Source organism: Agrobacterium sp. CGMCC 11546 (genome assembly GCF_013365515.1).
GTDB classification, from domain to species: Bacteria; Pseudomonadota; Alphaproteobacteria; order Rhizobiales; family Rhizobiaceae; genus Agrobacterium; species Agrobacterium fabrum.
The window spans coordinates 582,659-608,993 of the sequence record NZ_CP047387.1 but is presented as its reverse complement, the minus strand read 5'-3'; the positions used below and the strand labels follow the sequence as shown (position 1 = coordinate 608,993).

The following is a 26,335-nucleotide window of genomic DNA, read 5'->3' as shown; positions in this document are numbered from 1 at the left end:
GTGAGCGTGTGTGGCTACCCCCCCTCTGCCCTGCCGGGCATCTCCCCCTCAAGGGGGGAGATCGATTCGCGGCTATTTTTCGCCCATCTCAACGTTTGAGTATGAAGTGAAGAAAGAGCGTCTTGCTAATCTCCCCCCTTGAGGGGGAGATGCCCGGCAGGGCAGAGGGGGGTAAGCCACACCCACACCCACACCCACACCCACACCCACGCCCGCTCAACTAACTGAACGACCTACCCAAACCCAACGGCCAAGCCACTCAGGAAGCGAGCGGCATTCCCAGCATCTGCCTCTGCGCCACCCGGCGCTCGTGCTCAATCAGCCATTTCTTGCGCCACAGCCCGCCACCATACCCCGTCAGACTGCCATCCGCACCCAGCACCCGGTGGCAGGGAACGACGATGGCAATCTGGTTGGCGCCATTGGCGCGGGCCACCGCCCGCACGGCGGTAGGCCTCTCCATCGCGGTTGCGAGCGAGGAATAGCTGACGATCTCACCCGCCGGGATTTCCCGCAGGTTCCGCCAGACATCGCGCTCGAAGGGCGTGCCGTGGCCGGCGAGCCGGGTTTCGAAACTGCCCGAACGGCCGGCGAAATAGGCCGCAAGTTCCGCGGCGATCTGGCCGGTGACCGCGGTGCGGCCCAGCACCATATCCGCGCCGGTGCGGGCCTTCAGCCGTTTCAGCTCGGCGGGAAGAGCCGGCCGGTCGGCGAATTCGAGGAGATGCAGGGCGTGGTCGTCGGCAACGGCCAGCATCGGGCCAATCGGCGTGTCGATCCAGTCGCCCTTCAGGAACCCCCTGCCCTTCATGGCGGCGGGAGAGGTGCCGAACAACTGGTTGATGGCCGAGCGAAAGCCGCTGCCGGATTCATAACCGGCATCGATCTGCGCGCCGATCACCGCTTCGCCGGAGGCAAGGCTTTCCGCCGCGTCCCCCACCCGCCGCAGCCGGGCGATTTCCAGAAAGCTCATGCCGAAACGGCGCTTGAAGCTGCGCCGCACGGTGGAGGGATCATGGCCGAGCGCCACCACATCCTCCTCGCGCCAGCGCCGCGCCGGTTCGTTTTCCAGCGCTGTCAGGAGCGCAGTAACGGTCCCGTCGGGCGTGCCGTAAGACAGCATCGGCTTGCAGCGCTTGCAGGGGCGGAAACCGGCCTCCAGGCATTCCGCGATAGTCTCCCGGAACCGGCAGTTCTCGATCTTCGGCTTGCGCGCCGTGCAGGTGAAGCGGCAGAAAATCTTCGTGGATGTCACGCAGACATAGGCCACGCCTTCATAGGCGGGATCCTTGTTCACAAGGGCGGAATAGAGTGTTTCAGTGTCGGGGCGTTTGAACAGCATCATGGGAGGGATGCTAGCGCAATTTTGAGAGGCATGCCGCCGAAAAACGGGCGTGGATGTGGCTCACGACCTCATTCCTGTGCTTGTCACAGGAATGAGGAAAAATCTGTCCCCGTTTCAATTCCCCGGTGGCGCGAAGGACGGGTCGTCCAGCCGGGCGAAGATGACGCCGCGGGCTTTCAGCGCCAGAAGGCCCTTCACCACACCCTCGCCCGCCTCGTGGGTGGGCTGGTTGATGTGGGAGATGATGACATCGCCATTCTTGGCGGCAGCGATGTGTTTTGCCGTCATGGCTGCACCGAGCAGCGAGCCGCCATCGCCGTTGACGGAATAACCGGCCACCCGCATGCCGAGGCGGTTGATGGTGGCCATGGAGGAATTGGTATATTTGGCCGTCGCCCCACGAAACCATTGCGGCTGGAGACCGGTGGCGGCGACGATCGCCTGACGACCACCTTCGACTTCCTGCACGACCGCCGCTTCCGATCCGGCAGCCGCGATGCCATAGATGGCAACGGGCTTATCCACCGCCGGCACATGGTTTTCGCCGTGGTTTTCGATCTCGAAGAGGTCAGGATGGGCCATCAGAACCGCCAGCGCCTCGCCATTGTGCTTCAGCCAGCGGGCGGTGACGAAGATCGTGGCAGGGATACGCTCGTGCACCAGCGTATCGAGGATGCGGTGGTCGGTCTTGCCCATGCAGGCATCGAGCGTCATCGCCACCCGAACCTTGCCGTCATGCTGCGGCGTCATTTTCAGCGACGGCTCGACCAGGCCGTTCCCCGCAAAGGCGGTGGAGGCGGCAGAGGCAAACAGGGCAGCAAGCAGGAGGCGACGCATCATTTTCATTTTCCGCAGTGTCATGCAGTGTATTCCCGTGGCAATCCGCCCGCAAAGCGCCCGAATTATGGCGCGGTTTCTAGCGCGGATAGTGCCTCCAGCGCCTCTTCCACCCGCTGGCGCTCCGCGCTGGTGAGCGGCAGGATCGGCCGGGGTGGTTCGCTGACCGTCAGCGACAGGATGTTGGCGGCGGCATAGATCACGCGGATACTGCCGAATTCCTTAAACAGCGCCCAGAGCGGCTGGAAGGTCGCATCGAGCCTTTTTGCCTCCTCCGCATTACCGGCCTGAGCCGCCCGCATCAGTTGCAACGCCGGAACCGGGAGCAGACCGGCAACCACGCTGTACCAGGTGTCACCGCCGGCAAGTGTGGCGTCAGTGCAGCCCCAGTCACCGCTGTAACCGATGGCGAAATCGTCCGACAGCTTGGGGCGCAGACGTGCAAGCTCGCCGGCATAATCGGCATCGGCGGGCAGCGGCATCTTGATGGCGCGGATATTCGGGATATAGGCCAGCCGCACGAGAAGCTCGTCGCTGAAGGTGAAGCGGGTGGTCGTCGGGTTGTTGTAGATCGCGAGCGGCAGGGCCGTCGCACCCGCGACGGCGGCGAAATGGTGATAGGCCTCTTCCTGCGTCAGCGGCGTGTAGGAAACGGGTGCGAGCAGCAGCGCGTCCGCACCGGCTGCTTCAGCGTCCTTCGCCAGCGCCACGGCCTCATCGGTGCGCAACGCGCCGACGCCTGCCATCAGCGTGCGCCTGCCCCTGAGGATCGTGGCGGCTGCCTCGATGGCGCGGCGTCTCTCCTCACGCGTGAGATACATATAGATGCCGGTGCTGCCGAGGATGCCGACGGAATCGACCTCCGCCGCATCCAGCCGCGCGATCAGGGCGGAGAAGGCCTCAATATCGACTCGCCCGGCCTCGTCAGCCGGCGTGATCGGAAAAGCCGAAAGTCCCTTGAATCGTGTCGCCATGTCCGTCTCCCTCGCTTTGATCGGCAAGCAGGGTTACAGAGCCACTGGCGGAGCGGCAAGAAAAGCGGGGCTAAACTTCCTCAAGACGCCGAAAATTTCGGCGGTCAGTCATAAAGATACAACTTCTTCCACTGCTCTTCGGGAATCTTGTCGCCGACACGGTAATCGAAGGACTGGATGGAGAGGCTGTCGCTTTTCAGCTGGCACTTGTATTTGAGCTTGTACCATTCACCGGCGCTTCTGAAGACTGCACCCGACGCCTTGATCGAATTCTTGCCAACCTCGGGATCACCGAAAGTATAGGCAATGACCTTATCCGGCTTCATACCCTTCTGCTCGGTCGCGATCCGCTCCATCGCCTCTATATCGCAACGCTGCTCCAGACGCTCCTCGGGGGCGAGCACGTTAAGCTGCCTCATGACGTTGGCGTCTATTGCGAAAGCAGGTGTAGAGGCCTGCAAGGCAAGGAAAAACGCAGAAAGAGCAGCGGGAAGAAACTTTCGCATGGGATCCTGTCAGTTTTCGTTTGTTCTTATCGATGGACGGCAGGCCGGTGGCAGGCGCGCATCATCGCTGATTTGCCGGATATTGCCAAAATGTGATCGAAAACTGACGAAATTGTGCCCAAGCCTCATTTCCCCTGTTGAGATTTGAAACTTGATCGGGCGTGAGGGGCACTCTACATCTTGGTCCCGCCCATCGATTTTTCATAGTAAAGCGAGTTTCCCTTGCCTATTTTCAAGAACCTGCCCGCCGCTCCGACCGCCGAAAAACGGCCCGTCCAGGACACGCATCACGGCATCACCCGCATCGATGACTACGCATGGTTCCGGGCCGATAACTGGCAGGCCATGTTCAAGGACCCCACCCTGCTCGACCCGGCCATCCGCGCCCATCTGGAGGCGGAGAATGCCTATATGGAAGCCGCCATGGGCGACACCAGGGCGCTTCAGGAAAAGCTGTTCGAGGAGATGAAGGGCCGCATCAAGCAGGACGATTCCTCCGTTCCGGTCAATGACGGGCCCTTTGCCTATGGCACGCTGTTCGTGACCGGCGGCGAGCAGCCGCATTATTTCCGCACGCCGCGTGATGGCGGCGACAAACATGTGCTGCTGGATGGTGACAAGGAAGCGCAAGGCAAGGATTATTTCCGTCTTGCCGGCCTCGACCAGTCGTCCGATCACAGTTACGGCATCTGGGGTTACGACGACAAGGGTTCGGAATATTTCACACTGCGCATCCGCAACCTCGAAACCGGTGAAGACCTTGCCGATGTCGTGGAAAATACCGGCGGCGGCGGCGCGTGGGCGCCTGACGGCAAGAGCTTCTTCTATACGCTGCAGGACGAGAACCACCGTCCTTCGAAAGTCTTCCACCACATTATCGGTGAGCCGCAATCGGCCGACCGGCTGGTCTATGAGGAAAAGGACCCGGGTTTTTTCATGGGCGTCGGAGCTTCTGTCCTCGACGATTTCATCTTCATCGATATTCACGACCATGAAACCAGCGAATATCGCATTCTCTCCACCAAAGACCTGACGGCTGAGCCAAAGGTGGTGGCGGAGCGCGAAGAGGGCATCGAATATTCGATGTGCGAAGGCGGCGATGTCTTCTTCATCCTTACCAATGATGGTGACGCCAAGGATTTCCGCATCATGGAAACGCCGGTTACCGCGCCGGGCAAGGAAAACTGGAAGGAGGTGGTGCCGCATGAGCCGGGCCGTCTCATCCTGTCCGTCGATGCCTATGCCCGCCATCTGATCTGGCTGGAGCGCCGCGACGGCCTGCCGCGCATCGTCATCCGCGATCGCCGCACCGGCGAGGAACATTCCATCGCCTTTGCCGAAGAGGCCTATTCGCTCGGCCTGCATGGTGCGGCGGAATACGACACCGACGTCATCCGCTTCTCCTATTCGTCGATGACGACGCCGAGCCAGTTGTTCGATTACGATATGGTGACGCGCGAGCGTACGCTTCTGAAGACGCAGGAAGTGCCCTCGGGCCACAATCCGGATGATTACATCACCCGCCGCATCATGGCGCCTGCCCATGATGGCGAGCTGGTGCCGGTCTCCCTGCTCTACCGCAAGGATGTAGCGCTCGATGGCTCTGCTCCCTGCCTGCTTTATGGTTATGGCGCTTACGGCATCACCATTCCCGCTTCCTTCTCCACCACCACGCTATCTTTGGCCGACCGTGGTTTCATCTACGCCATCGCCCATATTCGCGGCGGCAAGGACAAGGGTTTCGAATGGTACGAAACCGGCAAGATGGAAAACAAGCAGAACACGTTCAAGGATTTCATCGCGGCTGCCGATCATCTGGTACAGGAAGGCTTCACCTCCTATGAGGGCATCATCGCGGAAGGCGGTTCGGCGGGCGGCATGCTAATGGGTGCCGTCGCCAATATGGCGCCGGAGAAATTCGCCGGCATCATCGCCGCCGTTCCCTTCGTGGACGTGCTGACGACCATGCTCGATGACACGCTGCCGCTGACCCCGCCGGAATGGCCGGAATGGGGCAATCCGCTGGAATCGGAAGAGGAATATGGCTGGATCGCTGCCTACAGCCCCTATGACAATGTCGGGGAAAAATCCTATCCGCCGCTGCTTGCGCTTTCCGGCCTCACAGACCCGCGCGTGACCTATTGGGAGCCGACCAAATGGGTGGCGAAGCTGCGCGAGAAGACGACGGGGGAAGCCCCCATCCTGCTCAAGACCAACATGGCGGCTGGCCATGGTGGCAAGTCGGGCCGTTTCCAGCGGCTGGAGGAAGTCGCCTTCGAATATGCCTTCGCCCTGAAGGTCGCGGGCAAGGACGCCGTGTGACACGCTGAATGCAGAAACGGGCGGCGATCCAATCGTCGCCCGATCTTATTTTGGACGAAAATACCTGCAAAAATCTCGTTTCTGAATATTTTTTCCACAAATTATCAACTGCATCTTTTATTTAAATACCATCTTTGCGGCCAGTGAATTTTTATTTTCAGTTACTGCAACTTAGAATATATCTTGCACAAATACAAATATAGCTCATGTATTATTCGACCGGAAAAAATGTTCCAGAAATCGAACGCATGGCTGCGTTGCGCCGTTTCGCGTTGCAATATCACTTTTTGGCCGTATTATCCGGGCCGTTGACATATTCATGCGCCTTTTCGCCGCCTTTCTCGCGGCAATCCTGCAGAACGTCTTGCGGATAATCTTCTCGCCGGATTTTTTCGGCTTTTCCATGCGCCATGTCAGTTCGCCCTTGGCAATCCGGGCTTTGCAGTGCTCCCGCTTTGCCAAATGAAAACACTGCATCAGACTTGGAGGTCTCCACATGAAGAAACTCCTGGCCTCGACCATTCTCGTAACGGGCTTTATCATCGCTGCCGGTGCAGCAAATTCCGCCAATGCCGCAGAGACATGCGGCAACATCACCATCGCCGAAATGAACTGGGCATCTGCCGGTGTCGCGGCTTACGTCGACAAGTTCATCATGGAAAACGGCTATGATTGCACGGTCAACGTCATCAGTGGCGACACCACTCCGACATTCACCTCGATGAACGAAAAGGGCCAACCGGATATGGCGCCCGAAATGTGGGTGAACACCCTTGGCACCCCCTATGAGGAAGCCGTCAAGAAGGGCAACCTCATCCAGGAAGTCAAAATTCTGAGCGAGGGCGGTGTCGAAGGCTGGTGGATTCCCAAATATCTCGCCGACGAACATCCTGACATCAAGACGGTTGAGGATGCACTCAAGCATCCCGAGCTTTTCCCCGCACCTGAAGATGCCAGCAAGGGTGCCGTTTTCGGCTGCCCGCCGGGCTGGGGCTGCCAGCCGACGACCGCCAACCTGTTCAAGGCACGCAAGGCTGACGAAAAGGGGTTCGCCCTGATCGACACCGGCTCCGCGGCGGGCCTCGATGGCTCGATTTCCAATGCCTACGAGAAGAAGCAGGGCTGGCTCGGCTATTACTGGTCTCCGACAGCCATTCTCGGCAAATATGACATGGTGAAGCTGGACGATGGCGTGGCACTCGACCGCGAGGCCTACGACACTTGCATCGCCAAGCCGGATTGTGCCGATCCCAAGCCAAACGCCTATCCGGTAGCCGAGGTGTTCACTGTTGTGACCAAGGACTTTGCGGAAAAGGCCGGTCCGTCCATCGACTATATCCGCAAGCGGCAGTGGGACAACGCGACGGTTGCCGGGGTTCTGGCCTGGATGGATGACAACCAGGGCACCAACGAGGACGGCGCCGAGTATTTCCTCGAGAACCACGAGGATATCTGGACGAAGTGGGTTTCGCCCGAGGTGGCGGAGAAGATCAAGGCTTCGATGTGAGTGGTTGATGGGGGAGTCGGCGCAAGCCGCCTACCCCCCTCTGCCCTGCCGGGCATCTCCCCCACAAGGAGGGAGATCGGCTGGGCGCACCCTTCTCACAAATCCGCAACCTGTTTGATGGGCGAAACGTTGCCGCGGGTCGATCTCCCCCCTTGAGGGGGAGATGTCCGGCAGGACAGAGGGGGGTAACCCTAGACTCCGTTGCCCGCCGCACCACCATCAAACCCAAAGGGAAAACAACAATAATGGCCCTCTGCAACTACCTGCCGGATTTGCTCTGCAAATTCCCGGCAATCGACAACTCCACGATGCGTGTGGCACGCAAAACTATCGATGACGGTTTTCGCGACATCGTGCGCAACTACGGCGATGCGATCGATGTGGTCGTGCATCCATTGCAACTCTTCCTCAACGCCTCGGAGCGGCTGTTCATCCAGACGCCGTGGATCATCACGATGCTCGCCATTCTCGCGATCGTGCATCTGGCCGGGCGCAGCTTCAAGATCACCGGTGGCACCGCAATCTCCCTCTTCATGATCGGCGCCGTCGGCCTCTGGCGCGACGCCATGACGACGCTTTCCATTGTCGCCATCGCCACGCTGATCGCCATCGTCATCGGCCTGCCGCTCGGCATTCTGATGGGTCGTTCCGAACGCCTGCAACGCCTCATCAATCCCGTGCTCGACGTGATGCAGACCCTGCCAAGCTTCGTTTATCTCATCCCCGTGGTGGTGATTTTCGGCATCGGCAAGGTACCGGGCCTGATCGCAGTGGTGATCTACGCCATTCCGCCCGTCATTCGCCTGACGAGCCTCGGCATCCGCCTGGTGGACCGGGAAGTGCTGGAAGCGGCGGATGCCTTCGGTTCCTCCAACGGCCAGAAGCTGTTCAACGTGCAGCTGCCGCTGGCGCTGCCCACCATCATGACCGGCATCAACCAGACCATCATGATGGCGCTCGCCATGGTCGTCGTCGCCTCGATGGTCGGCGTCGGTGGTCTCGGCAAGAATGTGCTGCAGGCCATCAACAACCAGTTTTTCACGGTGGGCTTCCTGAACGGTTTCGCTCTGGTCGCCATCGCCATCATGTTTGATCGGGCAAGCCAGGCTTTCGGCAAGCGCCTGCAGAAATACCGCGAGGTCTCCCATGGCTAAAAGCATCGAAATCCGTAACCTTTACAAGATCTTCGGCAAGCATCCCGAGAAATATCTCGAAGCGGTGCGGTCGGGCATGGACAAGGTCGAGCTGAACGACAAACACAGTCACGTGCTTGGCCTCAACAACATCAACATCACCATGCCGGGCGGCAAGATCACCGTCGTCATGGGATTGTCCGGCTCCGGCAAGTCGACGCTGATCCGCCACATCAACCGGCTGATCGACCCGACCGCCGGTGAAGTTCTCTATGACGGCGAGGACATTTGCGGCATGAGCACCTCGGCGCTCCGGAAATTCCGCCGCCACAAGACGGCGATGGTGTTCCAGAAATTCGGCCTCTTGCCGCATCGCACAGTGCTCGAAAACAGCGTCTACGGTCTCGACATCCAGGGCGTGCCGCGCAAGGAAAGCGAAACAAAGGGCCGTTACTGGCTCAATCGTGTCGGCCTTGACGGCTACGAGGATTATTATCCGAACCAGCTTTCCGGCGGCATGCAGCAGCGCGTCGGCCTTGCCCGGGCGCTTGCCAATGACGCCGATATTCTGCTGATGGACGAGGCCTATTCGGCGCTCGATCCGCTGATCCGCGTCGACATGCAGACGATGCTGCTCGATCTTCAGCAGGAACTGAAAAAGACCGTGGTGTTCATCACTCACGATCTGGACGAGGCTTTGCGGCTCGGGGACCATATCGCCATCCTCAAAGACGGCGAAGTGGTGCAGCAGGGCGACGGCCAGAGCATCATCCTTTCCCCTGCGGATGGTTACGTCACCGACTTCGTTCGCGACGTGAACCGCAGCCGCGTGTTGCAGGCGACCACTGTCATGGAACCGCTGGACAGCAAGCCGGAAGGCATGTCCGTGCCTGAGAACGCCACGCTGGAAACCATTGCCCGCGACATGTCGGAGGCCAATGAAACCCAGGCCCATGTGGTGGATGAGGACGGCAAGCCGGTCGGCAGCATCGGCCTCGACACGCTGGTGGCGGCCATGGTGACGCCTGCGCCGCAGGAGACGGCGGCGACGGTTGAGGTGGAGGAGGAGATGCGGGAGCCCGTTGCTCCGGCTGAGAAGGAAACGGCGTGATCCGGTCATTTAAAATGACGGAAACATCGCCTCCGTCATTCCCGGACTTGTCCCACTGCAGTCCGGTTTAGATTTCCATTGAGGCTGCAATGTCCTTGAGACCGGTTCGAAGGGTAAACATACCCCCGACGTCATCCTCGGCCCTGTGCCGAGGATCTAATCACGTCGAATAAAATCAATCGGTTGCAGATAACAGGGACAAGCCCGAGGATGACGTCGAATGAGGGTGCAGTCGGCGATCCAATATCACCCGCCCCGCCCCTCCATGCAAAAACGAAGCACTACTTCGCCGACTGTCAACCCTCGACCGTCATTGCAGCGCAGCAGACGCAAGCTTCAGACAAGTCGCCGCCGTTAACTATTCGTTAACTTTTGAACGCGGAATCACCCAAATGCAGATCGAAAGCAATATTGGCGGATATAATTATCAGGGTCGCATCCGCGACCTCGAAAAAGCTGGCAGCGCGCAAAGCACGCCGGAGGAGCAGGCCGTAAAACGCGGTCCCGGCAACCCGACCGTTTCCAGCACCATTCTTTCCCAGTCGCTGGCCAATGTGCTGTGGGCCGTCGGCAATGGCAGCGCCCCCGCCTATCAGGATACGCCGGCCGCCTCCGCCGAAGACAAGGCGGAAGCCCAGGCCGAATGGGTACGCGGCGCCTATTCGGAATATACCGAATAGGCGATTCCGATCAGGCCCTTGCCGGGCTGACTTCCACTGTCACATGCGACAGTTCATGTATGGCGGCAAGTTTCTGTTTATAAAAGGCCGGCGCTTTCGGCGCCTGCGAATGGATCGCGACGATGGCCGCATGGTGGCCCGGGCCAACCTGCCAGACATGCAGATCGGTGATGCGATCTTCTTCCGTTTCCACCGTATCACGGATTTCCTGCGGCAGGTCGTCCGTCAGCGGCACCGCATCGACCAGCGTCGTTGCCGTGGAGCGAATGAGCCCCCATGACCAGCGGGCGATGACCAGACCGCCGACAATGCCCATCAATGGGTCGAGAAAGTTCCAGCCATTCCACTTGCCGAGCAGCAACGCAACGATGGCAAGGACTGAGGTCAGCGCATCCGCCAGCACATGCAGATAGGCGGCGCGCAGATTATTGTCCCGCCCGCCCTTTGCGCCGTGCTGCGCATGCGAACCGTGATCGTGGTGGGCATGGCTGCCATGGCCGTGATGGGCATGCGAAGCGTGACCATGGCCGTGGCCGTGGCCATGATCGTGATGATGGTCATCCTTCAACAGCACGGCGCTGACGAGATTGACGACAAGGCCGATGACGGCAACGAGAATAGCCTGATTGAAATCGATCTGGACGGGACTGACGAGACGCAGGCCACTTTCAACCGCAATGAGCAGCGCCACCACGGCAAGCACGACGGCGCTGGCAAAACCGGCGAGATCACCGAACTTGCCGGTGCCGAAGCTGAAGCGCGGATTGCGCGCCTCGCGCCTTGCATAGAGATAGGCGAGCGCCGAAATCAACATCGCGCCCGCATGGGTAGACATGTGCCAGCCATCCGCCGTCAGCGCCATGGAGCCGAACCAGTGGCCGGCGACGATCTCCGCCACCATCATGACGGTGGTCAATGCAATGACCATCCAGACGCGCCTTTCATTGCGCTCATGATTCTGGCCGAGATAAATATGGTGATGCTCCGCCGTGGCGAAAGGTTCGGAAGTCGTCGTCATGTCGCTCAATCCTCTCTCGACTCTACCGGCCTTTCTCAACTCTGCCGGCTTCTTTTCATTCTGCTGGCCTGCGTTGACCTACCGGATGTAGGTCTTCAGCACCTGGGCCAGCTCTTCCGCCGCCCGCGCCCGCTCGTCTTCATTTTCGGCATGGACCACGTGTTCGTGCAGATGCTCCTGCATCACCTCCCCCGTCAGGCCTGAAAGCGCGCCGCGCACGGAGGCGAGCAATTGCAGCACCTCGCCGCAGGGCTTGGCATCGTCCAATGCGCGTTCCACCGCCTCCATCTGCCCTTTCAGGCGGCGGATGCGGGCCAGCAGCTTGTCCTTGTTGCGGATCGTGTGGGACATGTGCACCTCATATACTATAGGGGGGTATACTATATTGCAGTTATTTTTTGCACAAGGCGTGCATGACGCAATCCTCGCGAATGTTTCGGACCTTAAAAATGCTCCATCAGAACTAGGGGACTCACAGTCATGACGACTATCGCAGCAACCAGCAGCATCAATTTCGCCTCTCCGGTCCGCGGCATCGCGCCAGCGCACAGCCGGGAGAGCCAGTCCACCACCGAGGCTTTGCAGGAGCTGACGCGGGCGGCCCATCGCGCCATTTCGGTGGCGGGCAATGTCGCCACAGCCGTCGCTCCGCTGGCCGGTGCCTCCGCCAGCCTCGCCGCTGCTCTCTGGGACATGAACAGCGGCGCTTCCGCCTCCACTGGCGCCAATGCTGACGTGGTCGCTTCCGCCCAGCCGGATATGGCAAGCCTCGAATCGCAGGTTCTGAAGGCACTGGCCCAAGCGCTTGGCGTCAACGATGCCGCTTGAGGCCATTGAATCGGTCGTGAAAAAGCCATATCTCTAGAGACTGGAGATATGGAGAAAGCCATGCTGTCCATCGGTGAACTGTCGAAACGCACCGGCGTGAAGGTGCCGACGATCCGCTATTACGAGCAGATGGGCCTCATCCGCGAGGCGGACCGTTCGGACGGCAACCAGCGCCGTTACGAAAAATCCGACCTCGAAAGGCTGGCCTTCATCCGCCATGCGCGCGATCTCGGCCTGAATATCGAGGCCATCCGCGAGCTGCTCGCGCTCAGCCAGCACCGGCAGATGCCTTGCGAAGGTGCCGACCGCATCGCCGCCGAGCATCTTGCCCATGTGCGCGAAAAGATTGCCAGCCTGAAGAAGCTGGAACACGAGCTGGAACGCATCGTCTCCCATTGCCACGGCCATTCGATCGAGGATTGTTACGTCATCCGCGCGCTTTCCAACCACGGCATGTGCGAGGGCGAGCATTGAACAAGCGGCGAATACGAGACTGACATTCAACTGTCATCCACGCCCTGTATGCGCCTCCCACCCGCTTGAAAAAGGGATACCGGATGGCCGAGATATTTCCCGAAATCACCCCGTTCGAGACTATGTTGCTCGACGTTTCCGAAGGCCACAGGCTGCATGTGACGATTGCCGGCAATCCGGCGGGACGGGCGGCGATCCTGCTGCATGGTGGCCCCGGCTCCGGGCTTTCGGCGACGGCGCGGCGCTATTTCGATCCGGCCTTTTATCGCATCATCCAGTTCGACCAGCGCGGCTGCGGCAAAAGCACACCGAACGCCGCCGACAACCTCGAGCATAACACCACGCACCATCTGATCGATGACATGGAGGCCATTCGCTCCGCCCTCGGGGTAGACGACTGGCTGGTTTATGGCAGTTCCTGGGGCGCCACACTCGCACTGGCCTATGCCCAGCAGCATCCGGAATACGTGCGCGCGGTGGTGCTGGCAGGCGTTACCACCACACGACAGAAGGAAATCGACTGGCTGTACAAGGGACTGGCGATGTTCCTGCCGCAACAGTGGCAGCGTTTCGTTGCGGCAATTCCGGATCACATGTCGAAAGACGATCCGGTTGGCGCTTATCACCGGCTCCTGAACGATGCTGACCCAGCCGTCCGAGGGATGGCCGCCTTCGAATGGCACCTGTGGGAGGCGGGTTCGATTACCGCAGAGAGCACCTCGGCCTTCCCGGAAAAATGGCGCGACGACGACTATATTCTGACGCGCGCGCGCCTTTGCGCCCATTATTTTCACCACGCAGCATGGCTTGACGACGGCGTACTTCTCCGCAACGCCGGCAGTTTGTCCGGCATCCCCGGCATACTCATTCAGGGCATGCGCGATTTGCAGGGACCGCCCATCACGGCTTACGAACTCGCAGCCGCATGGCCGGGAAGCCAGCTGATTGCCATCGACGGCGCTGGTCATTCTACCGGCGATGCTGGAATGGAAGAGGCCATCGTATCGGCAATCGCGCGATTTGCGAATTGACCCGCTTGACAGAATATGGATTCGGGCGCATTGCATTCCCCATGATCAACGAACGCGCACCCATCTCCTGCTCGTATTTTTGGGCCTTCCTTTAAGGGCGGCTCGACAGATCATATTGTCAACAAGCCGCCGTCAGGCGGCTTTGTTGTTTTCAAACGTCCTGACGGCACCGATAAGACCAAAGGACCGAAAAAATGACCGAAGATAGCTCCCTTACACTGGAAAGACCGCCCGTCGTCATCATTCGCGGCGCGCGCAAGACCGATCTGCCCGAGCTCAACGAGATGATCACCCTGCTTGCCTCCTACCACGGCGATGCGGCGGCCATCACGCCGGCCAAGTTGGAACGCGACCTGTTCGGCCCCCTGCCCTGGGTGCATGGGCTCGTGGCCGAGGCCGATGACGCGCTGATCGGTTACGCCCTGCTTTTGCCGCTCTACAGGGCGCAGGAAGGCCGGCGCGGGCTCGAGCTGCATCATCTCTTCGTGCGTGACGGTCATCGCGGCCATGGCACCGGCCAGCATCTGGTGTCCCGTGCGCGGGATATCGCCAAGCGCCTCGGCTGTGACTATCTTTCCGTCAGCGCCACGACCGGCAATGTGGCGGCGCATCGTTTCTACGAAAACATGGATTTCGCGCCGCGGCCGGTCACCGGCATGCGCTACATGCAGTCCATCGCCTGATTAAAACCCACGGAGACGGCCATGACACGGATCGCCATTGCGCTCGCGCAGGATTTTGCGGACTGGGAACCGGCGCTGCTTGCGGCGGCAGCGCGCAGCTATCTCGGTGTCGAGATCGTGCACGCCACGCCTGATGGCATGCCCGTGACCTCGATGGGCGGGCTGAAGGTGACGCCGGACACATCCTATGACGCGCTCGATCCCGTTGACATCGATGCGCTTGTCATTCCCGGCGGTCTCAGCTGGGAAAAGGGAACGGCTGCCGATCTTGGCGGGCTGGTCAAGCGGTTTCGCGACAGGGACCGGCTGGTCGCCGGCATCTGCGCGGCGGCAAGCGCGCTCGGCGGCACGGGTGTGCTCAACGATGTCGCCCATACCGGCAATGCGCTGGCATCGCACAAGGCGTATCCGGCCTATCGCGGTGAGGCGCATTATCGCGATCAGCCGAAAGCGGTCAGCGATGGCGGCATCATCACGGCGGCCGGCAGTGCGCCGGTCAGTTTCGCGGTGGAAATTCTGAAAAGCCTCGGCCTCTTTGGTCCGGAAGCCGAGGCGGAACTTCAGGTTTTCGCGGCGGAGCATCGCTGAGGCGTACCGGCCTTTGCTGTCCGTAACATGTTCTCTCCGTCATTCCGGCCTTGAGCCGGAATCCAGCCGACGCGCGTCTGCGCGGCGAAAAGAGTCTTTTCAGCCCATGGACTTGGGCTGGCTGGATCCCGGCTCAAGGCCGGGATGACGGAGGTGAGAACGGCGATGACTACCCCCGATCAAGCACCCGGCAAACGCGGGGCGTGACGTCCTCGCCCTCACCTGAAATCGCACGGCGAATATCGCGGCTGTTCAGATGCAGGCTGCGGCCGGCGGGCAAATTTGCGCGCTTTATCTTGCTGAGCGCCGCAGCGATAAAAGCAGCTTCGTGTTCATGAAAACAGGCGAGAGCCGCCTCGCGCTCCGGGGTTGCCCCAAGAACTGCCTTGAAGGCAAGGCGGTGCACGGCACAGAAAGCGCCGTGACCGGGAACGGCAAAACGCAGCGCATCGAGTTCCTCACTCCATTCCGCCGCGTCCTGCATAAGCTTATGCCTGCTGGAAGCGTTTCAGGAAAAGCGCGCTCAACGTGCCGATCAGCGCCCAGAAGACGAAGCTGGTGATGGTGGCGGCAACGATGAACTGACGCTCCAGCGGCAACGGCGCCAGCGCGTGTTCGCCTTCCGGCGGCAGGGGTGCGCCGATCACATGCGGCGCGACGATCAACACCAGCGCCAAAAGCACCGCCCAAGGTTCGCGGCGGAAGGCGATCAACGCAATGCCGCCCGCGGTTGCGGCGACGGTCGCGAGCCACCAGATCTGCCGCGCCTCAAGTGCGGCGGCCGGGCTTCCCGGCAGTTCCGGCGGCAGGCCGATCATCGGGGCGAGCATAACGGCGGCAAAGCCGGCGACGCCCCACAAAAGCCCCTCACGCCAGCCGGTATCGGTGCCACGCAGCGAAATGAGGCCCGTCAGCACCAGCGCGTAACCGATGGCGGTCAGCACATTGGCGGCGACGGTATAGGCCGTGCGCTCGAAACCATCGGCCGGAGCCCAGGCCTCCTCATTATGCTCATGGGCGGGAACGGCAGCGCCGGGCGCCGGTGCATCATGGCTATGGGGCGCTTCGCCGGCGCTTTCAAAGGTTTCCGCCTGCAGGATGAGCGGCGTGGTACTGACCGCCTGCATGACAGACACGGCGAAGCCGCCGACGATACCAACGAGAATGGCGGTGAAGACGATATTGCGAAAAAATGACATGCCGTTTCCCCTCAATGGCAGGGGAAGGCATTGGCATGGCGCGTATCATGCGCGGCATTGTGAACGGCCTCCACATGGGAAAAGCCGACATAACCGACGACGAACAGGCCTAGCACGATCGCTGTCAGCGACTGCGCGACGCTGGCTGTTTTTACGGAAACGGCTGAATTGGCCGTATTCAGGTTGGTGGACATGGTGACCCCTCTCCCGGCGCGACCCCGCGCCTTTAGATGCGGGCGAACGGCAAAAGCCGCAGGACCGCATGCGATATACTTCACCACGGGGATACGAGACTGACACAGGGAGGCATTGATGCCACCACCCTGAAATTCCGCTCTTCCGGACACCCCGCCGGCATGGATATTTCCGTGATGGCAGGTCTCCTGGCTTACGGGTCAAAACCTGAAACACCTTCCCGGCATTGCCTTCGCCCTTGATGGAGGCGAGATGGCTTGCCAGTGGCATTTCGTTTCAGGCTCTCCGCTCACAGTTGCGGGGGCAGCCACGAATGAGGATTTCTCCCTATCGTGTTCCCTTTTCACCTTCCGGAACGCCCGGAAGGAACCATCACGGACATGTTATCCGTCGGGCAGATGCAGGAGTCAATGGTAGGCCTGCTTTCGACCCGCGTACCTTGCCTCGGCTGAGGGTTACCGCGCCGGAATGGCCTTGAGATAAGCGGCGATCGCATCGCGGTCTTCGGTGGTCAGATGCGCCATGTTCTGCTGCACCTTGACCATGGAGCCGCCGACGCTGTCGAATTCCGGCGTGAAGCCGGTTTCGAGATAGCTGGCAATATCGGCTTCGGCCCAGCTTTCGATGCTTTGCGAACCGGGGGTGATGTCGGGAATACGGCCCTCGCCTTCCGGGTTGGGGCCACCGGCCAGCCATTTATCGGCAAGGAAACCACCGAGCGCGTCGCGGGGCGTATGGCATTCGCCGCAATGGCCCGGCCCTTCCACCAGATATTGGCCGCGCAGCAATTCGGCATTGGCATTGGCGAGTTCGACGCGCGGCGGTGCGGCGGGATCGAAGTAAAGGAATTTCCAGCCGCCCAGCGCCATGCGCAGGTTGAAGGGGAAAGGCAGCTCGTGATCCAGCGCATCATTCTGGCTGGCGGGCAGAACCTTCAGATAACCGAAGAGATCGTTGATGTCCTTCTGCGTCATCCGGGCATAGGAAGCATAGGGAAAGGACGGGTAAAGATGTTCGCCGTTCTTGCCGACGCCGCGCGTCATCGCATCGCCGAATTCCGCCAGCGTCCAGCCGCCGATGCCGTGCTGCGGATCAGAGGAAATATTGGGAACGTGAAAGGTGCCGAAAGGGCTTTTCAGCGCCTGCCCGCCGGAAAGCGTCAGCAGCCCCTCGCCCTTGACATCGGGTGCGGCGTGACAGCTTGCGCAGCCGCCGGCCCAGAACAGGGTTTCGCCATTGGCGAGATCCGGCTCACCGAGGCTCACCCAATGGCTCGGCGCTTGACGTTCTGGTGCGGTAACCCAGGCAAAAATTCCGTAGCCCGCAATGGCCGCAACCACTGCCCCGCCAACAAGCTTCGTCCAGATGGAGGACATACCCCTCTCCCCATTCTCACCTGACCCGGTCAGATGCCTTTCGTGCCGAAAAACGCCGCCGATGGGCGGCGTTTTCAGAGGCTTCGATTATTTTTTCAGACGATAGGTCTGGTGGCAGGTGCCGCAATCGGCGCCGAGCGTCTTCATGGCAGTGGCGACGCCGGCCTGATCAGTGGGGAGATTGGCGAGAACCGCGTCGGCATCCGTTCCGAGCTTCGCGGCCTTGGCCTTGAAGTCGTCGAAGTTTTCCCAGATGGCGGGAGCAGCCGCGCTGCCTGTCTCTGAGCCGACGGGGAACTGGTCGGGGAAAGCCTTGGCATTGGTGCTGATGGTCGTCACGGCAGCCTTGACGGCGGCAGCGTCAAAGGGCTTTTCGCCCTTGGAGATGGCGGCAAGCGCACCCATGGAGCCGCCGATCTGCTTCATCATGCCTTCACGTTTTTCGACTTCGCCGGCAGCATAAACAGCTCCGGCGCAAAGACAGCCGAACAGCATGGCCGCCGTGATGGTTTTCAGTTTCATGCACACTCTCCTTGATTCCGGCATGGACACCGGCGCTTTATCGAACCGGGCGAGGATGCCCTTTCCGCATGGCGAAAAAAAGTCACATTGCGGTGAATTCCGCCGTGAAAACAGAAGTCTAGACGAGGCTCCGGTGCGGAGCAGGGATGGGCTTTATGGCACGTATCTGACGGCTGGCTGAAATTGCGCGACATCCTCAATCATTCGCCCATGCTCCAGGAAAATGCCTCCCAAAACGTCATGAGGGCGGCGGCAATCAGCAGAAAGCCTGCGGCGCGGCCGATGAAAATCGTGGCAGCGGGCGAGGAGATAAGCCAAGCGCGGCTTCTGTCGGCCGTCAGGGCCACGGCTCCATAGACGGCAAACTGCGTCACGGCCACCATTGCCCCCATCACCAACCCCTGCATCCAGATCGGCCCGAAGCCGGGTTTGATGAATTGCGGATAGACCGCCATCATGAAAAGATAGGCTTTGGGATTGGAAAGGCAGGTAATCACCGCCCTCCAGAATGCCTTTCTGGCAGAGGTGCTTGCCTGCGCCTCATCGCCATTGACGGTGATGGCGCTGCGCATCAGGCCGAAGCCGATCCAGACCATATAGGCAGCCCCGCCGACAAGAAGCGGCAGAAACAGAGATGGCAGCCAGGTGGCGAGCAACCCGACACCGGCGGCTCCATAAAGAGAATGCACCATGCCGCCAGCACTCATGCCGCTTGCCGCAGAAAGCCCCGTTTTCCTGCCGCCGGTCAGCGCGCTTGCCAGCACAAACATCATGTCCATGCCCGGCAGGATGATGATGCCGAACAGGAGCAGGAAGAAAAGCCAGAGATTTTCAGCGTAATTCATGTCAGGATCCCTTAAAGAAGATGATGACACATTCGGGAAAGCATTTGTTTCTCAATGTGTTTTTCCGCTTATAAAAAATGCCAACTGACAACGTTGTGTCAGTTGTGTCGCCCTATCACATGGAAATGTACAATATGCGCAAGGCGTCGAGACTGTTCGAGATCATCCAGATCCTGCGGCTGGCGCGCCGCCCGGTGACCGCGCAGACAATTGCTGACATGCTGGAGGTGACCGCGCGCTCGGTCTATCGCGATATCGCCGCGCTTCAGACCATGCGTGTGCCGATCGAAGGCGAGCGCGGCGTCGGTTACATCCTGCGTCCCGGCTTCAACCTGCCGCCGCTGATGTTTTCCATCGAGGAGACGGAGGCGATCGTGCTGGCGCTCGCCATGGTCGGCCGCTCCGGTGACGCGGAATTGCGCCAGGCGGCGAAAAAGGTCAGCGACAAGATCGCCGCCTCCCTGCCCGAACCGCTGTCGAAGACACTTTCCGCCAATGCCCTGCATGCCTGGGGCAACATCGCCCCCGCGCCCGCCGGCATCGACCTTGCAACGGTCAGGCGGGCGGTGCGCGATGAAGAGCGGCTGGACCTGCGCTATCGCGACGAAAGCGGTGTGGAAACGCAGCGGCGAATCCGGCCGATTGCGGTGATCTATTATTCCGAGACGGTGAATATCGTCGCCTGGTGCGAATTGCGCCACGCCATCCGCAATTTCCGTTCGGACCGGGTGCTTGATTGTGCCGCGACAGGCAGCTTCTTCAAGATGGAAGGCGAGAAGCTGCGGCAACTGTGGATGAGCGGCTGGCAGAGCGGCCAGCCGGGTGGAGAGGTGGAACGGTCGATCTCAGGCGTCACTTTACCGTAAGTACTGCAACACCCGATCCTCCTCGCGTCCAAAACCGCGAATCGCGATCCGATCGGCGAAGACATCGGCGATGGCAAAGGTGTTCTGGTCGGGCGTATCCACCATGCCCTTGAAATTGACGAAGTGGGTGGTGCCGAGCGTCCCGTAATTACCCTCGTGATTATGGCCGTTGAACCATGCGGCAACGGACGCGTGGGAGCCGAGAAGATCGAGGATGCGCGGCGCGTCCCACATGTTGTGGGCATTTTCCGGATAGACGGGATAGTGGCACAGCACGATGACTTTTTCGCCCGCCGCATCCGCCTGTTGCAGAACGGTGCGTAGCCATTCGAATTGGCCGTCACTGAGCGAAGCGTTCCAGTCCTGCGCATTGATCGCTTCGGCATCCCTCAGGCGCTTCAACCGCTCCTGCGCGACCAGGCGGCGCGGATCGTCAGGCGGCGGGGCGAAGAGGCTGACATCGTTGCCGTCAAGCACGACGAAGCGGATGCCGCTTATGGCAAAATCATGCCAGGGAGCCTTCATGCCGAGGCGGGCGTGGATGGCGGAAAGATGCTCGGGGGCGACGGCGAAATCGTGATTGCCCGGCAGCAGCACCGAGGGGTGGCGAAGCCCGTCATAAACGCTGAGGATCGCATCGAAATTTTCAAAGCCGCGATCGATGATATCGCCGAGCGTCACCACGAAGGCGAGGTCTTCGCGGTTGAAGGCGTCAATCGCCTCAGCCAGCTTTTTCGGGCTTTCGGCATAAAAACGACCCATGTCCGGGCGGGGATCGGCGTCGGCATATTGGGGATCGGCGACGATGCCGAAGGAGAAGAGAGGTGTGCTTTTTTCAGTCATGATGCGCCGCGATAAACCCGGCTGATGACAGGCTTGTGACAACGCGCGACATGCCAAAAGCAGAACACCCGGCACGAAGGCCGGGTGTTCGAAAAATTCCGTTCGCCAAGCCTTACTTGGTAGCGGCTTCGTAACGCTCCAGGACGTAGTCCCAGTTGATGAGGTTATCAACGAAGGCTTCGAGGTACTTCGGACGCAGGTTGCGGTAGTCGATGTAATAGGAGTGTTCCCACACGTCGACGCCGAGGATCGGATCTGCGCCGTGAACCAGCGGGTTTTCGCCGTTCGGGGTCTTGGAGATTTCAAGCTTGCCGTTCTTGACGGAGAGCCATGCCCAGCCGGAGCCGAACTGCGTGGTGCCGGCAGCGATGAAATCTGCCTTGAACTTGTCGTAGCCGCCGAGATCGGAAGCGAATGCCTGTTCCAGCTTGCCCGGCAGCTTGTTGCCGCCGCCGTCCTTCTTCATCCACTTCCAGAAATGGACGTGGTTGTAGTGCTGGGCAGCATTGTTGAAGAGGCCGGCATTGGTGCCAAACGACTTCTTCACGACTTCTTCGAGCGACAGGTCGGAAAGACCGGCTTCTGCAGCCAGCTTGTTGCCGTTGTCGACATAAGCCTTGTGGTGCTTGTCGTGATGGAACTCGAGCGTCTCGCGCGACATGTAAGGTGCAAGCGCGTCGTAGTCGTAGGGGAGTTCAGGAAGTTCGAAGGCCATGGTTTTTACTCCTTTTTGCAGCGGGTTACCGCTCCTAGAAACCGTGTGAGCGGACCATAGGAGCGAACCTCTGTTTGGGCAACCTGTGAAATATCAAAATGTTCCGACAAAAGAGAAAATTCCTCTCAAGCCAGCCGCCACCACATTTGTTTCACAACCCTGGCGTACCGTTTTCCACCCTATCGGTTCGCTTTTGATGACATTGCAGGAAGGAAATTCCATGACCCGCGCTTTGATCCGTCCCCTTATCCTTGCCGCCGCCCTCTCCTCCCTCGCCCTGCCGGCCGCCGCATCGTCGGATGATGCCTGGAAGGAATTCGTGGCGGACGTGCAGACAGCTTGCCTTGCCGGAGCGAAGGACATGATCGAGGATGCCAAGGCGGTGGTCGATCCAGTCGGCAGCGAAAATTACGGTCTCGCTATCCTCACCGGCAAAGCGAAGGGTGCCGATGCGACGGTCAGCCATATCTGCGTCTACGACAAGAAGACCAAGGCCGTGGAGCTGGGTAGCGAGCTTGCCGGCGACACGCTGAAGGTGGAAATCCCCGGCTCCACAAAGCCCTGAAAGACTTAGAAACGCGGCGTGGTATCGCCCTCACCCAAGGCCCGCTGCATCAGTACCGTATCCAGCCATTGGCCATGTTTCCAGCCGATGGATTTGAAGGTGCCGACAAGCTCGAAACCGGCAGCGCGGTGCACGCCGACCGAAGCCGCATTGGCGCTATCGCCGATGACGGCGATCATCTGCCGGAAGCCACGCGCGGTGGCTTCCGCGATCAGCGCATCGAGCAGTTTGCGCCCGATGCCCATGCCCTTCATGGCCGGATCGATATAAACGGAATCCTCGACCGTCGCGCCATAGGCCGGGCGGGCGCGATAGGCACCGGCATAGGCATATCCGGCTACCTTTTCATCGTGTTCGGCGACGAGATAGGGGTAATTGCCCTCCACCAGCAGGCGGCGGCGCTCGGCCATGGTCGCCACATCAGGCGGATCGATCTCGAAGCTGGCGCGGCCATACAAAACGGCATCCCGGTAAATTTCGGTAATGGCTGGAATATCCGCCTCCTCACAGGGGCGGATCGAAAGGCTGAAAACGGTGGAAAGGGTCATTCTCTTGTCCTGCGGATCATTCACGCCCTCATTGTGCATTGCGACGCAGCCAAAATAAAGATTATCTGTCTTATACAAACGATAAGGTTTTCTTTGATGATTGACCTCGATCTCAGGCAAATGCGCAGTTTCATGGATGTGGCCAAGCTCGGCAGTTTTTCCGCCGCCGCCGACAAGGCCGGGCTGACGCAGCCGGCCGTCAGCCTGCATATAAGGCTTCTGGAAAAGCGGCTGGGTGTGCGGCTGATCGAGAGGGTCGGCAGGCGCGCGCAGCCAACGGCGGCAGGGAGGGATTTTCTCATCCACGCAAGGCGCATATCCGAAGAGGTGGCGCATGCGATCGAAACGGTTGCGCCGCACCGCAGCGGGGCGACGGGAAGCCTGCGCATTGGCACCGGCGCCACCGCCTGTATCTATCTGCTGCCGCCGGTGCTTGGCCGCATCCGGCAGGCGATGCCGGGCATCGACATCGTCGTGCAAACAGGCAATACCCACGATATATTGCGGCTTCTGGAGGCCAATACGATCGACGCGGCGGTGGTGGCCCTGCCCGCCAGCGGCCGCAGCCTCGATATCCGCGACATCCATCTCGACGAACTCGTCGCGGTGTTTCCGCGCGGCGCCGTGCCGGCCAGAACCACGCTGACTGCCGAAACGTTGTCGACGCGATCTCTGCTGCTTTACGAGGGCGGCAATACGCGCAAGCTCGTGGACCAATGGTTTTCGGCAAGCGGCCGCACCGTGCAGCCCGCCATGGAACTGGGCAGCGTCGAGGCCATCAAGAAACTGGCGGGCGCGGGTCTTGGCCTTGCCGTCGTACCGCGCATGGCTGTGGAACACGAAGGAGCCGCATCCGGGCTTGAATGGCGCTCGCTCGAACCGCCGCTGGAACGGCGGATTGCGCTGGCGATGAGGCGTGACAAGCACATGACTGCGCCGCTTCGGGCGCTGGCCGGTGCGTTACCGGATGTGCGGAAAGGGTGAAGTGGATCGCAGATTTTAGATAAAGGCCAGGCCATCGAAACTGATGGCGAATGATGCGCATTTTCTCGACGGCATCCTTGGGCTTGTCCCAAGGATCTAAACACGCCACCAAAATCAATCGTTTGCAGATCCTCGGGACAAGCCCGAGGATGACGTTGCGGGTGGAGAAAGCCTCGTTAACAACGTAGCCCGCGCCATTTGATGACGCGGGCCAGACTTACGAACCTCAGAACTCCGTCCAGTCATCACCCTTCACGGCTAGCGCCGCGTTGCCGCGCGTGGCAACGGGACGGGCCCGTGGCGGTGCTGCGACGGGTGCGGCCGGAGCGCGCGCAGGGTTTGCGACGCGTTGCATATGCCGTGCCGTCTCCCGCAGTGCCGAGGCCTGCTGGCCGAGCTGGAACTGCGCAAGCAGAGCCTGGAGATTGGCGCATTCCTGCGCGAGACCGGCACCGGCCGCGTTCATTTCCTCGACCATGGCGGCGTTCTGCTGCGTGGCCTGATCCATGTGGTTGACGGCGGTATTGACCTCGGAGAGACCGGCGGACTGTTCCTGCGCCGCCGTGGCGATGGCGTCCATATGGCTGTTGACGGACAGTACCAGCTGCTCGATTTCGGAAAGCCCGACGCCGGTATCGGCAACCAGCTTCACGCCCTCACCCACCGCAACGGCTGAGGTGTTGATGAGCTGCTTGATTTCCTTCGCCGCATTGGCGGAACGCTGCGCCAGTTCGCGAACTTCCTGCGCAACGACGGCAAAGCCCTTGCCGGCATCGCCCGCCCTTGCCGCCTCGACGCCCGCATTCAGCGCCAGAAGGTTGGTCTGGAAGGCGATTTCGTCGATGACGCCGATGATCTGGCCGATCTGGCGCGAGGAATGTTCGATGCGTTCCATGGCGGCGACAGCATCGCGCACCACCTTGCCGGAAAGATCGGCCTTGGTCCGTGCTTCCCGCACCGTGTCACGCGCCTCGCCAGCCCGCTTGGAGGTGGCGGAGACATTGGCGGTGATCTCTTCCAGTGCTGCCGCAGTCTCTTCAAGCGATGCAGCCTGCTGCTCGGTGCGGCGGGAAAGATCGTCGGAGGCAGAGGAAACCTCATGGGCGCCGCCATTCACCGTCTGCACGGACTGGCCGACACTCGTCAGCGCCTCACGCAGCTGATGCACGGAGCTGTTGAAATCGTGCCGCAGCGCTTCGAATTGCGGTGCGAACGGCGTGGCGATCTCGCAGACCATGTCACCGGAGGCGAGACGGCGAAGACCGCCCGCCAGCGAACCCGTGGCCTGGTTGAGCCGTTCTTCGGCCTCGGCCTCGGCGCGCTGCTGCAGCTCGATGCGGTCGCGTTCGGCCTGCTCCCGGTTGGCGACGGCGTCCGCCTCCAGCTGCCGGTTGCGGATGGCCGCCTCGCGGAAGACTTCCACGGCACGGGCCATCTCGCCGATCTCGTCGCCGCGCTTTGCGCCGGCGATATCGATTGCAAGATTGCCGCCCGAAAGCGCCATCATCGCGTTGGTCAGGCGGCTGATCGGCCGGGTGACGCGGCCGACGATGACGGCGAGCGAGACAATGCAGGGCGCCAGTGTGGCTATGAAGACCGCCAGATAGACCACCGAACCGATAAAGGCGTCCTGTTTTGCCTTTTCTGCATTGGCATCGAGGACATCCATGGCGGCAGAGGCGATCTTGGCAATCGTGCCGAGATTTTCCGTAACGGTGGTGCGCCAGCTGTCCAGGGTAAAGGTCGGCGTGCGGCCATTGTTGAGGTCTTCGATGAGCTTGGTGCGCTGAGTGTTGAAATCGCCCTTGAAATAGGTCTTGTCCGCAGTGGCGTAGATGTCCTTGAGCGATTGCGGCGTTGATTCATGCGCGACGAGATCACCCGTCGCCTTCCACGCAAATGCCGCGCCAGCATCGAAGGCACCGAGCTGCTGCATTTCCTGGGCGGTAAGCGGCCGGTTCTGCGCCACGGCGGCGTTGAGGACAACGGTGGCGCTGCCGCCAAGCGCACGGGCGGACCAGCCGTAGGAGCGCAGCTGGATGAGACCGGTCTGGCCCTGATCGAGAGAGCGGACAGCCCCCTCCAGCGCCGTCGAACCCGCTTCCAGCGAGGCGAGGAAGTCGCCGCCGAGCGTCATGACGGTCTTGTCGAGACCGCCCTCGCGCCGGTCGAGCGGCTGCGAGACATTGGCGTCAACCTTCTTTCGCAGTTCAACGAACTGTGCGTAGACATCCTTTACGCGTTTGAGCGGCCCTTGCAGCCTGGCATCTTCAAGCGACGAAGACTGTGTGAGGAATGCCGTCATGGCGGCATCCACCTTCTGGCGTGCCGCCGCAACACTGGCGATGCTGCCAGCCGACTTCGATGGATCGAGCGTCAGCGCCGTGGCGCTGTCGCCACGTTCGCTGCGGAAATTCAGGAGTGCGTTGAAAAGAAGCTTGTCCAGCGAGACGAGCTGCGCGACCTCGGAAAAGGCGCTGGCGCGATTGACCGAGCGCCACGATTGCGTGCCGACGAAACCGGCAAGTGCAAGGCTGATGGTGAGGAAAAAACCAACAAGTATATTACGAATGCTGAAAGACATCTGGCGGCCCCCGCTAGCCGGAAATGAAGATGCCGCAAACTAAAATAAGCTTGTCT

General features: G+C 60.6%; 30 protein-coding genes and 1 riboswitch. Of the genes, 13 read left to right on the top strand and 17 right to left on the bottom strand.

What is annotated here, in order from left to right; genetic code table 11:
• Window positions 1-259 precede the first annotated feature (259 nt).
• The 4 genes from GSF67_RS03085 to GSF67_RS03070 all read right to left on the bottom strand — a co-directional run bounded on the left by GSF67_RS03085 (window position 260) and on the right by GSF67_RS03070 (window position 3,662).
• Window positions 260-1,345: a bifunctional transcriptional activator/DNA repair enzyme AdaA gene (locus tag GSF67_RS03085; RefSeq protein ID WP_006312171.1), complete on the bottom strand. Its 1,086-nt coding sequence runs from the start codon at window positions 1,343-1,345 to the stop codon at window positions 260-262.
• A 114-nt stretch (window positions 1,346-1,459) separates the two neighbouring features.
• Window positions 1,460-2,185, bottom strand: a complete 726-nt coding sequence (locus GSF67_RS03080) for a polysaccharide deacetylase family protein (protein ID WP_176072006.1) — start codon at window positions 2,183-2,185, stop codon at window positions 1,460-1,462.
• A 62-nt stretch (window positions 2,186-2,247) separates the two neighbouring features.
• Window positions 2,248-3,156 (bottom strand): dihydrodipicolinate synthase family protein, encoded by a 909-nt coding sequence (locus GSF67_RS03075; protein ID WP_006312173.1) that lies wholly within the window; start codon window positions 3,154-3,156, stop codon window positions 2,248-2,250.
• 104 nt (window positions 3,157-3,260) lie between these two features.
• Entirely contained in the window at window positions 3,261-3,662 is a 402-nt protein-coding gene (locus GSF67_RS03070) for a DUF930 domain-containing protein (protein WP_003511997.1), read from the bottom strand.
• A 222-nt stretch (window positions 3,663-3,884) separates the two neighbouring features.
• Here GSF67_RS03070 and GSF67_RS03065 point away from each other — a divergent pair, with 222 nt between their 5' ends.
• Window positions 3,885-5,984 (top strand): S9 family peptidase, encoded by a 2,100-nt coding sequence (locus GSF67_RS03065; RefSeq protein WP_006312174.1) that lies wholly within the window; start codon window positions 3,885-3,887, stop codon window positions 5,982-5,984.
• A 280-nt stretch (window positions 5,985-6,264) separates the two neighbouring features.
• Here the strand turns inward: GSF67_RS03065 and GSF67_RS03060 are convergent, their stop codons facing one another.
• The gene (locus tag GSF67_RS03060; protein ID WP_162180286.1) at window positions 6,265-6,480 is read right to left on the bottom strand and encodes a hypothetical protein; all 216 of its coding nucleotides are present in this window, start codon (window positions 6,478-6,480) and stop codon (window positions 6,265-6,267) included.
• Between GSF67_RS03060 and GSF67_RS03055 the strand changes: the two genes are divergently transcribed.
• From GSF67_RS03055 to GSF67_RS03040, 4 genes are all read left to right on the top strand, one after another.
• The gene (locus GSF67_RS03055) at window positions 6,481-7,491 is read left to right on the top strand and encodes an ABC transporter substrate-binding protein (RefSeq protein WP_006312176.1); all 1,011 of its coding nucleotides are present in this window, start codon (window positions 6,481-6,483) and stop codon (window positions 7,489-7,491) included.
• Window positions 7,492-7,736: 245 nt separating this feature from the next.
• Window positions 7,737-8,645, top strand: coding sequence for a proline/glycine betaine ABC transporter permease (locus GSF67_RS03050; RefSeq protein ID WP_006312177.1), 909 nt, complete (start codon window positions 7,737-7,739; stop codon window positions 8,643-8,645).
• Window positions 8,638-9,735, top strand: a complete 1,098-nt coding sequence (locus GSF67_RS03045) for a glycine betaine/L-proline ABC transporter ATP-binding protein (protein ID WP_006312178.1) — start codon at window positions 8,638-8,640, stop codon at window positions 9,733-9,735. Before GSF67_RS03050 ends, GSF67_RS03045 begins: the two co-directional genes overlap by 8 nt.
• Before the next feature lie 392 nt (window positions 9,736-10,127).
• On the top strand, window positions 10,128-10,415 hold the full coding sequence (locus GSF67_RS03040; RefSeq protein ID WP_006312179.1) for a hypothetical protein: 288 nt from the start codon (window positions 10,128-10,130) through the stop codon (window positions 10,413-10,415).
• Window positions 10,416-10,425: 10 nt separating this feature from the next.
• On the opposite strand, the gene dmeF is transcribed toward GSF67_RS03040, so the two are convergent.
• Complete coding sequence (gene dmeF, locus GSF67_RS03035) at window positions 10,426-11,433, bottom strand: CDF family Co(II)/Ni(II) efflux transporter DmeF (protein ID WP_035215048.1); 1,008 nt, start codon at window positions 11,431-11,433, stop codon at window positions 10,426-10,428.
• A gap of 78 nt (window positions 11,434-11,511) precedes the next feature.
• On the bottom strand, window positions 11,512-11,784 hold the full coding sequence (dmeR, locus tag GSF67_RS03030) for a Ni(II)/Co(II)-sensing transcriptional repressor DmeR (RefSeq protein ID WP_006312183.1): 273 nt from the start codon (window positions 11,782-11,784) through the stop codon (window positions 11,512-11,514).
• Between the two features lie 129 nt (window positions 11,785-11,913).
• Here dmeR and GSF67_RS03025 point away from each other — a divergent pair, with 129 nt between their 5' ends.
• The 5 genes from GSF67_RS03025 (at window position 11,914) to GSF67_RS03005 (ending at window position 15,037) form a co-directional block, all read left to right on the top strand.
• Entirely contained in the window at window positions 11,914-12,261 is a 348-nt protein-coding gene (locus tag GSF67_RS03025) for a hypothetical protein (protein ID WP_006312184.1), read from the top strand.
• Between the two features lie 60 nt (window positions 12,262-12,321).
• Window positions 12,322-12,735: a helix-turn-helix domain-containing protein gene (locus GSF67_RS03020; RefSeq protein ID WP_010971227.1), complete on the top strand. Its 414-nt coding sequence runs from the start codon at window positions 12,322-12,324 to the stop codon at window positions 12,733-12,735.
• Window positions 12,736-12,818: 83 nt separating this feature from the next.
• Window positions 12,819-13,766, top strand: a complete 948-nt coding sequence (gene pip / locus GSF67_RS03015) for a prolyl aminopeptidase (protein WP_006312186.1) — start codon at window positions 12,819-12,821, stop codon at window positions 13,764-13,766.
• Between the two features lie 194 nt (window positions 13,767-13,960).
• A complete protein-coding gene (locus GSF67_RS03010; RefSeq protein WP_006312187.1) occupies window positions 13,961-14,449 on the top strand; it encodes a GNAT family N-acetyltransferase in 489 nt (162 codons plus the stop codon).
• Between the two features lie 21 nt (window positions 14,450-14,470).
• On the top strand, window positions 14,471-15,037 hold the full coding sequence (locus GSF67_RS03005) for a type 1 glutamine amidotransferase family protein (protein ID WP_006312188.1): 567 nt from the start codon (window positions 14,471-14,473) through the stop codon (window positions 15,035-15,037).
• A gap of 169 nt (window positions 15,038-15,206) precedes the next feature.
• On the opposite strand, the gene GSF67_RS03000 is transcribed toward GSF67_RS03005, so the two are convergent.
• From GSF67_RS03000 to GSF67_RS02975, 6 genes are all read right to left on the bottom strand, one after another.
• A complete protein-coding gene (locus GSF67_RS03000) occupies window positions 15,207-15,521 on the bottom strand; it encodes a hypothetical protein (RefSeq protein WP_006312189.1) in 315 nt (104 codons plus the stop codon).
• 4 nt (window positions 15,522-15,525) lie between these two features.
• Window positions 15,526-16,236, bottom strand: coding sequence for a CbtA family protein (locus GSF67_RS02995; RefSeq protein ID WP_006312190.1), 711 nt, complete (start codon window positions 16,234-16,236; stop codon window positions 15,526-15,528).
• 11 nt (window positions 16,237-16,247) lie between these two features.
• Window positions 16,248-16,430: a CbtB domain-containing protein gene (locus tag GSF67_RS02990; RefSeq protein WP_006312191.1), complete on the bottom strand. Its 183-nt coding sequence runs from the start codon at window positions 16,428-16,430 to the stop codon at window positions 16,248-16,250.
• A 161-nt stretch (window positions 16,431-16,591) separates the two neighbouring features.
• A riboswitch (cobalamin riboswitch) is annotated at window positions 16,592-16,820 on the bottom strand.
• A gap of 66 nt (window positions 16,821-16,886) precedes the next feature.
• Window positions 16,887-17,807: a c-type cytochrome gene (locus tag GSF67_RS02985; RefSeq protein WP_006312192.1), complete on the bottom strand. Its 921-nt coding sequence runs from the start codon at window positions 17,805-17,807 to the stop codon at window positions 16,887-16,889.
• An 87-nt stretch (window positions 17,808-17,894) separates the two neighbouring features.
• Window positions 17,895-18,329, bottom strand: a complete 435-nt coding sequence (locus GSF67_RS02980; protein ID WP_006312193.1) for a cytochrome c — start codon at window positions 18,327-18,329, stop codon at window positions 17,895-17,897.
• Window positions 18,330-18,529: 200 nt separating this feature from the next.
• Window positions 18,530-19,174, bottom strand: a complete 645-nt coding sequence (locus GSF67_RS02975) for a LysE family translocator (protein ID WP_006312197.1) — start codon at window positions 19,172-19,174, stop codon at window positions 18,530-18,532.
• 134 nt (window positions 19,175-19,308) lie between these two features.
• On the opposite strand from GSF67_RS02975, the gene GSF67_RS02970 reads away from it, so the two are divergent.
• Entirely contained in the window at window positions 19,309-20,040 is a 732-nt protein-coding gene (locus GSF67_RS02970) for a YafY family protein (protein WP_006312198.1), read from the top strand.
• Here GSF67_RS02970 and GSF67_RS02965 read toward each other — a convergent pair.
• A complete protein-coding gene (locus tag GSF67_RS02965; protein ID WP_006312199.1) occupies window positions 20,032-20,883 on the bottom strand; it encodes a metallophosphoesterase in 852 nt (283 codons plus the stop codon). The two genes, GSF67_RS02970 and GSF67_RS02965, sit on opposite strands and share 9 nt — an antisense overlap.
• Before the next feature lie 112 nt (window positions 20,884-20,995).
• Complete coding sequence (locus GSF67_RS02960; protein WP_006312200.1) at window positions 20,996-21,598, bottom strand: superoxide dismutase; 603 nt, start codon at window positions 21,596-21,598, stop codon at window positions 20,996-20,998.
• Window positions 21,599-21,818: 220 nt separating this feature from the next.
• On the opposite strand from GSF67_RS02960, the gene GSF67_RS02955 reads away from it, so the two are divergent.
• The gene (locus GSF67_RS02955) at window positions 21,819-22,163 is read left to right on the top strand and encodes a hypothetical protein (protein WP_165691183.1); all 345 of its coding nucleotides are present in this window, start codon (window positions 21,819-21,821) and stop codon (window positions 22,161-22,163) included.
• Window positions 22,164-22,168: 5 nt separating this feature from the next.
• Here the strand turns inward: GSF67_RS02955 and GSF67_RS02950 are convergent, their stop codons facing one another.
• Window positions 22,169-22,711: a GNAT family N-acetyltransferase gene (locus GSF67_RS02950; protein WP_035215054.1), complete on the bottom strand. Its 543-nt coding sequence runs from the start codon at window positions 22,709-22,711 to the stop codon at window positions 22,169-22,171.
• Window positions 22,712-22,807: 96 nt separating this feature from the next.
• On the opposite strand from GSF67_RS02950, the gene GSF67_RS02945 reads away from it, so the two are divergent.
• Window positions 22,808-23,695, top strand: coding sequence for a LysR family transcriptional regulator (locus GSF67_RS02945; RefSeq protein WP_006312203.1), 888 nt, complete (start codon window positions 22,808-22,810; stop codon window positions 23,693-23,695).
• Between the two features lie 226 nt (window positions 23,696-23,921).
• Here the strand turns inward: GSF67_RS02945 and GSF67_RS02940 are convergent, their stop codons facing one another.
• A complete protein-coding gene (locus tag GSF67_RS02940) occupies window positions 23,922-26,279 on the bottom strand; it encodes a methyl-accepting chemotaxis protein (protein WP_006312204.1) in 2,358 nt (785 codons plus the stop codon).
• Between the last annotated feature and the right edge of the window lie 56 nt (window positions 26,280-26,335).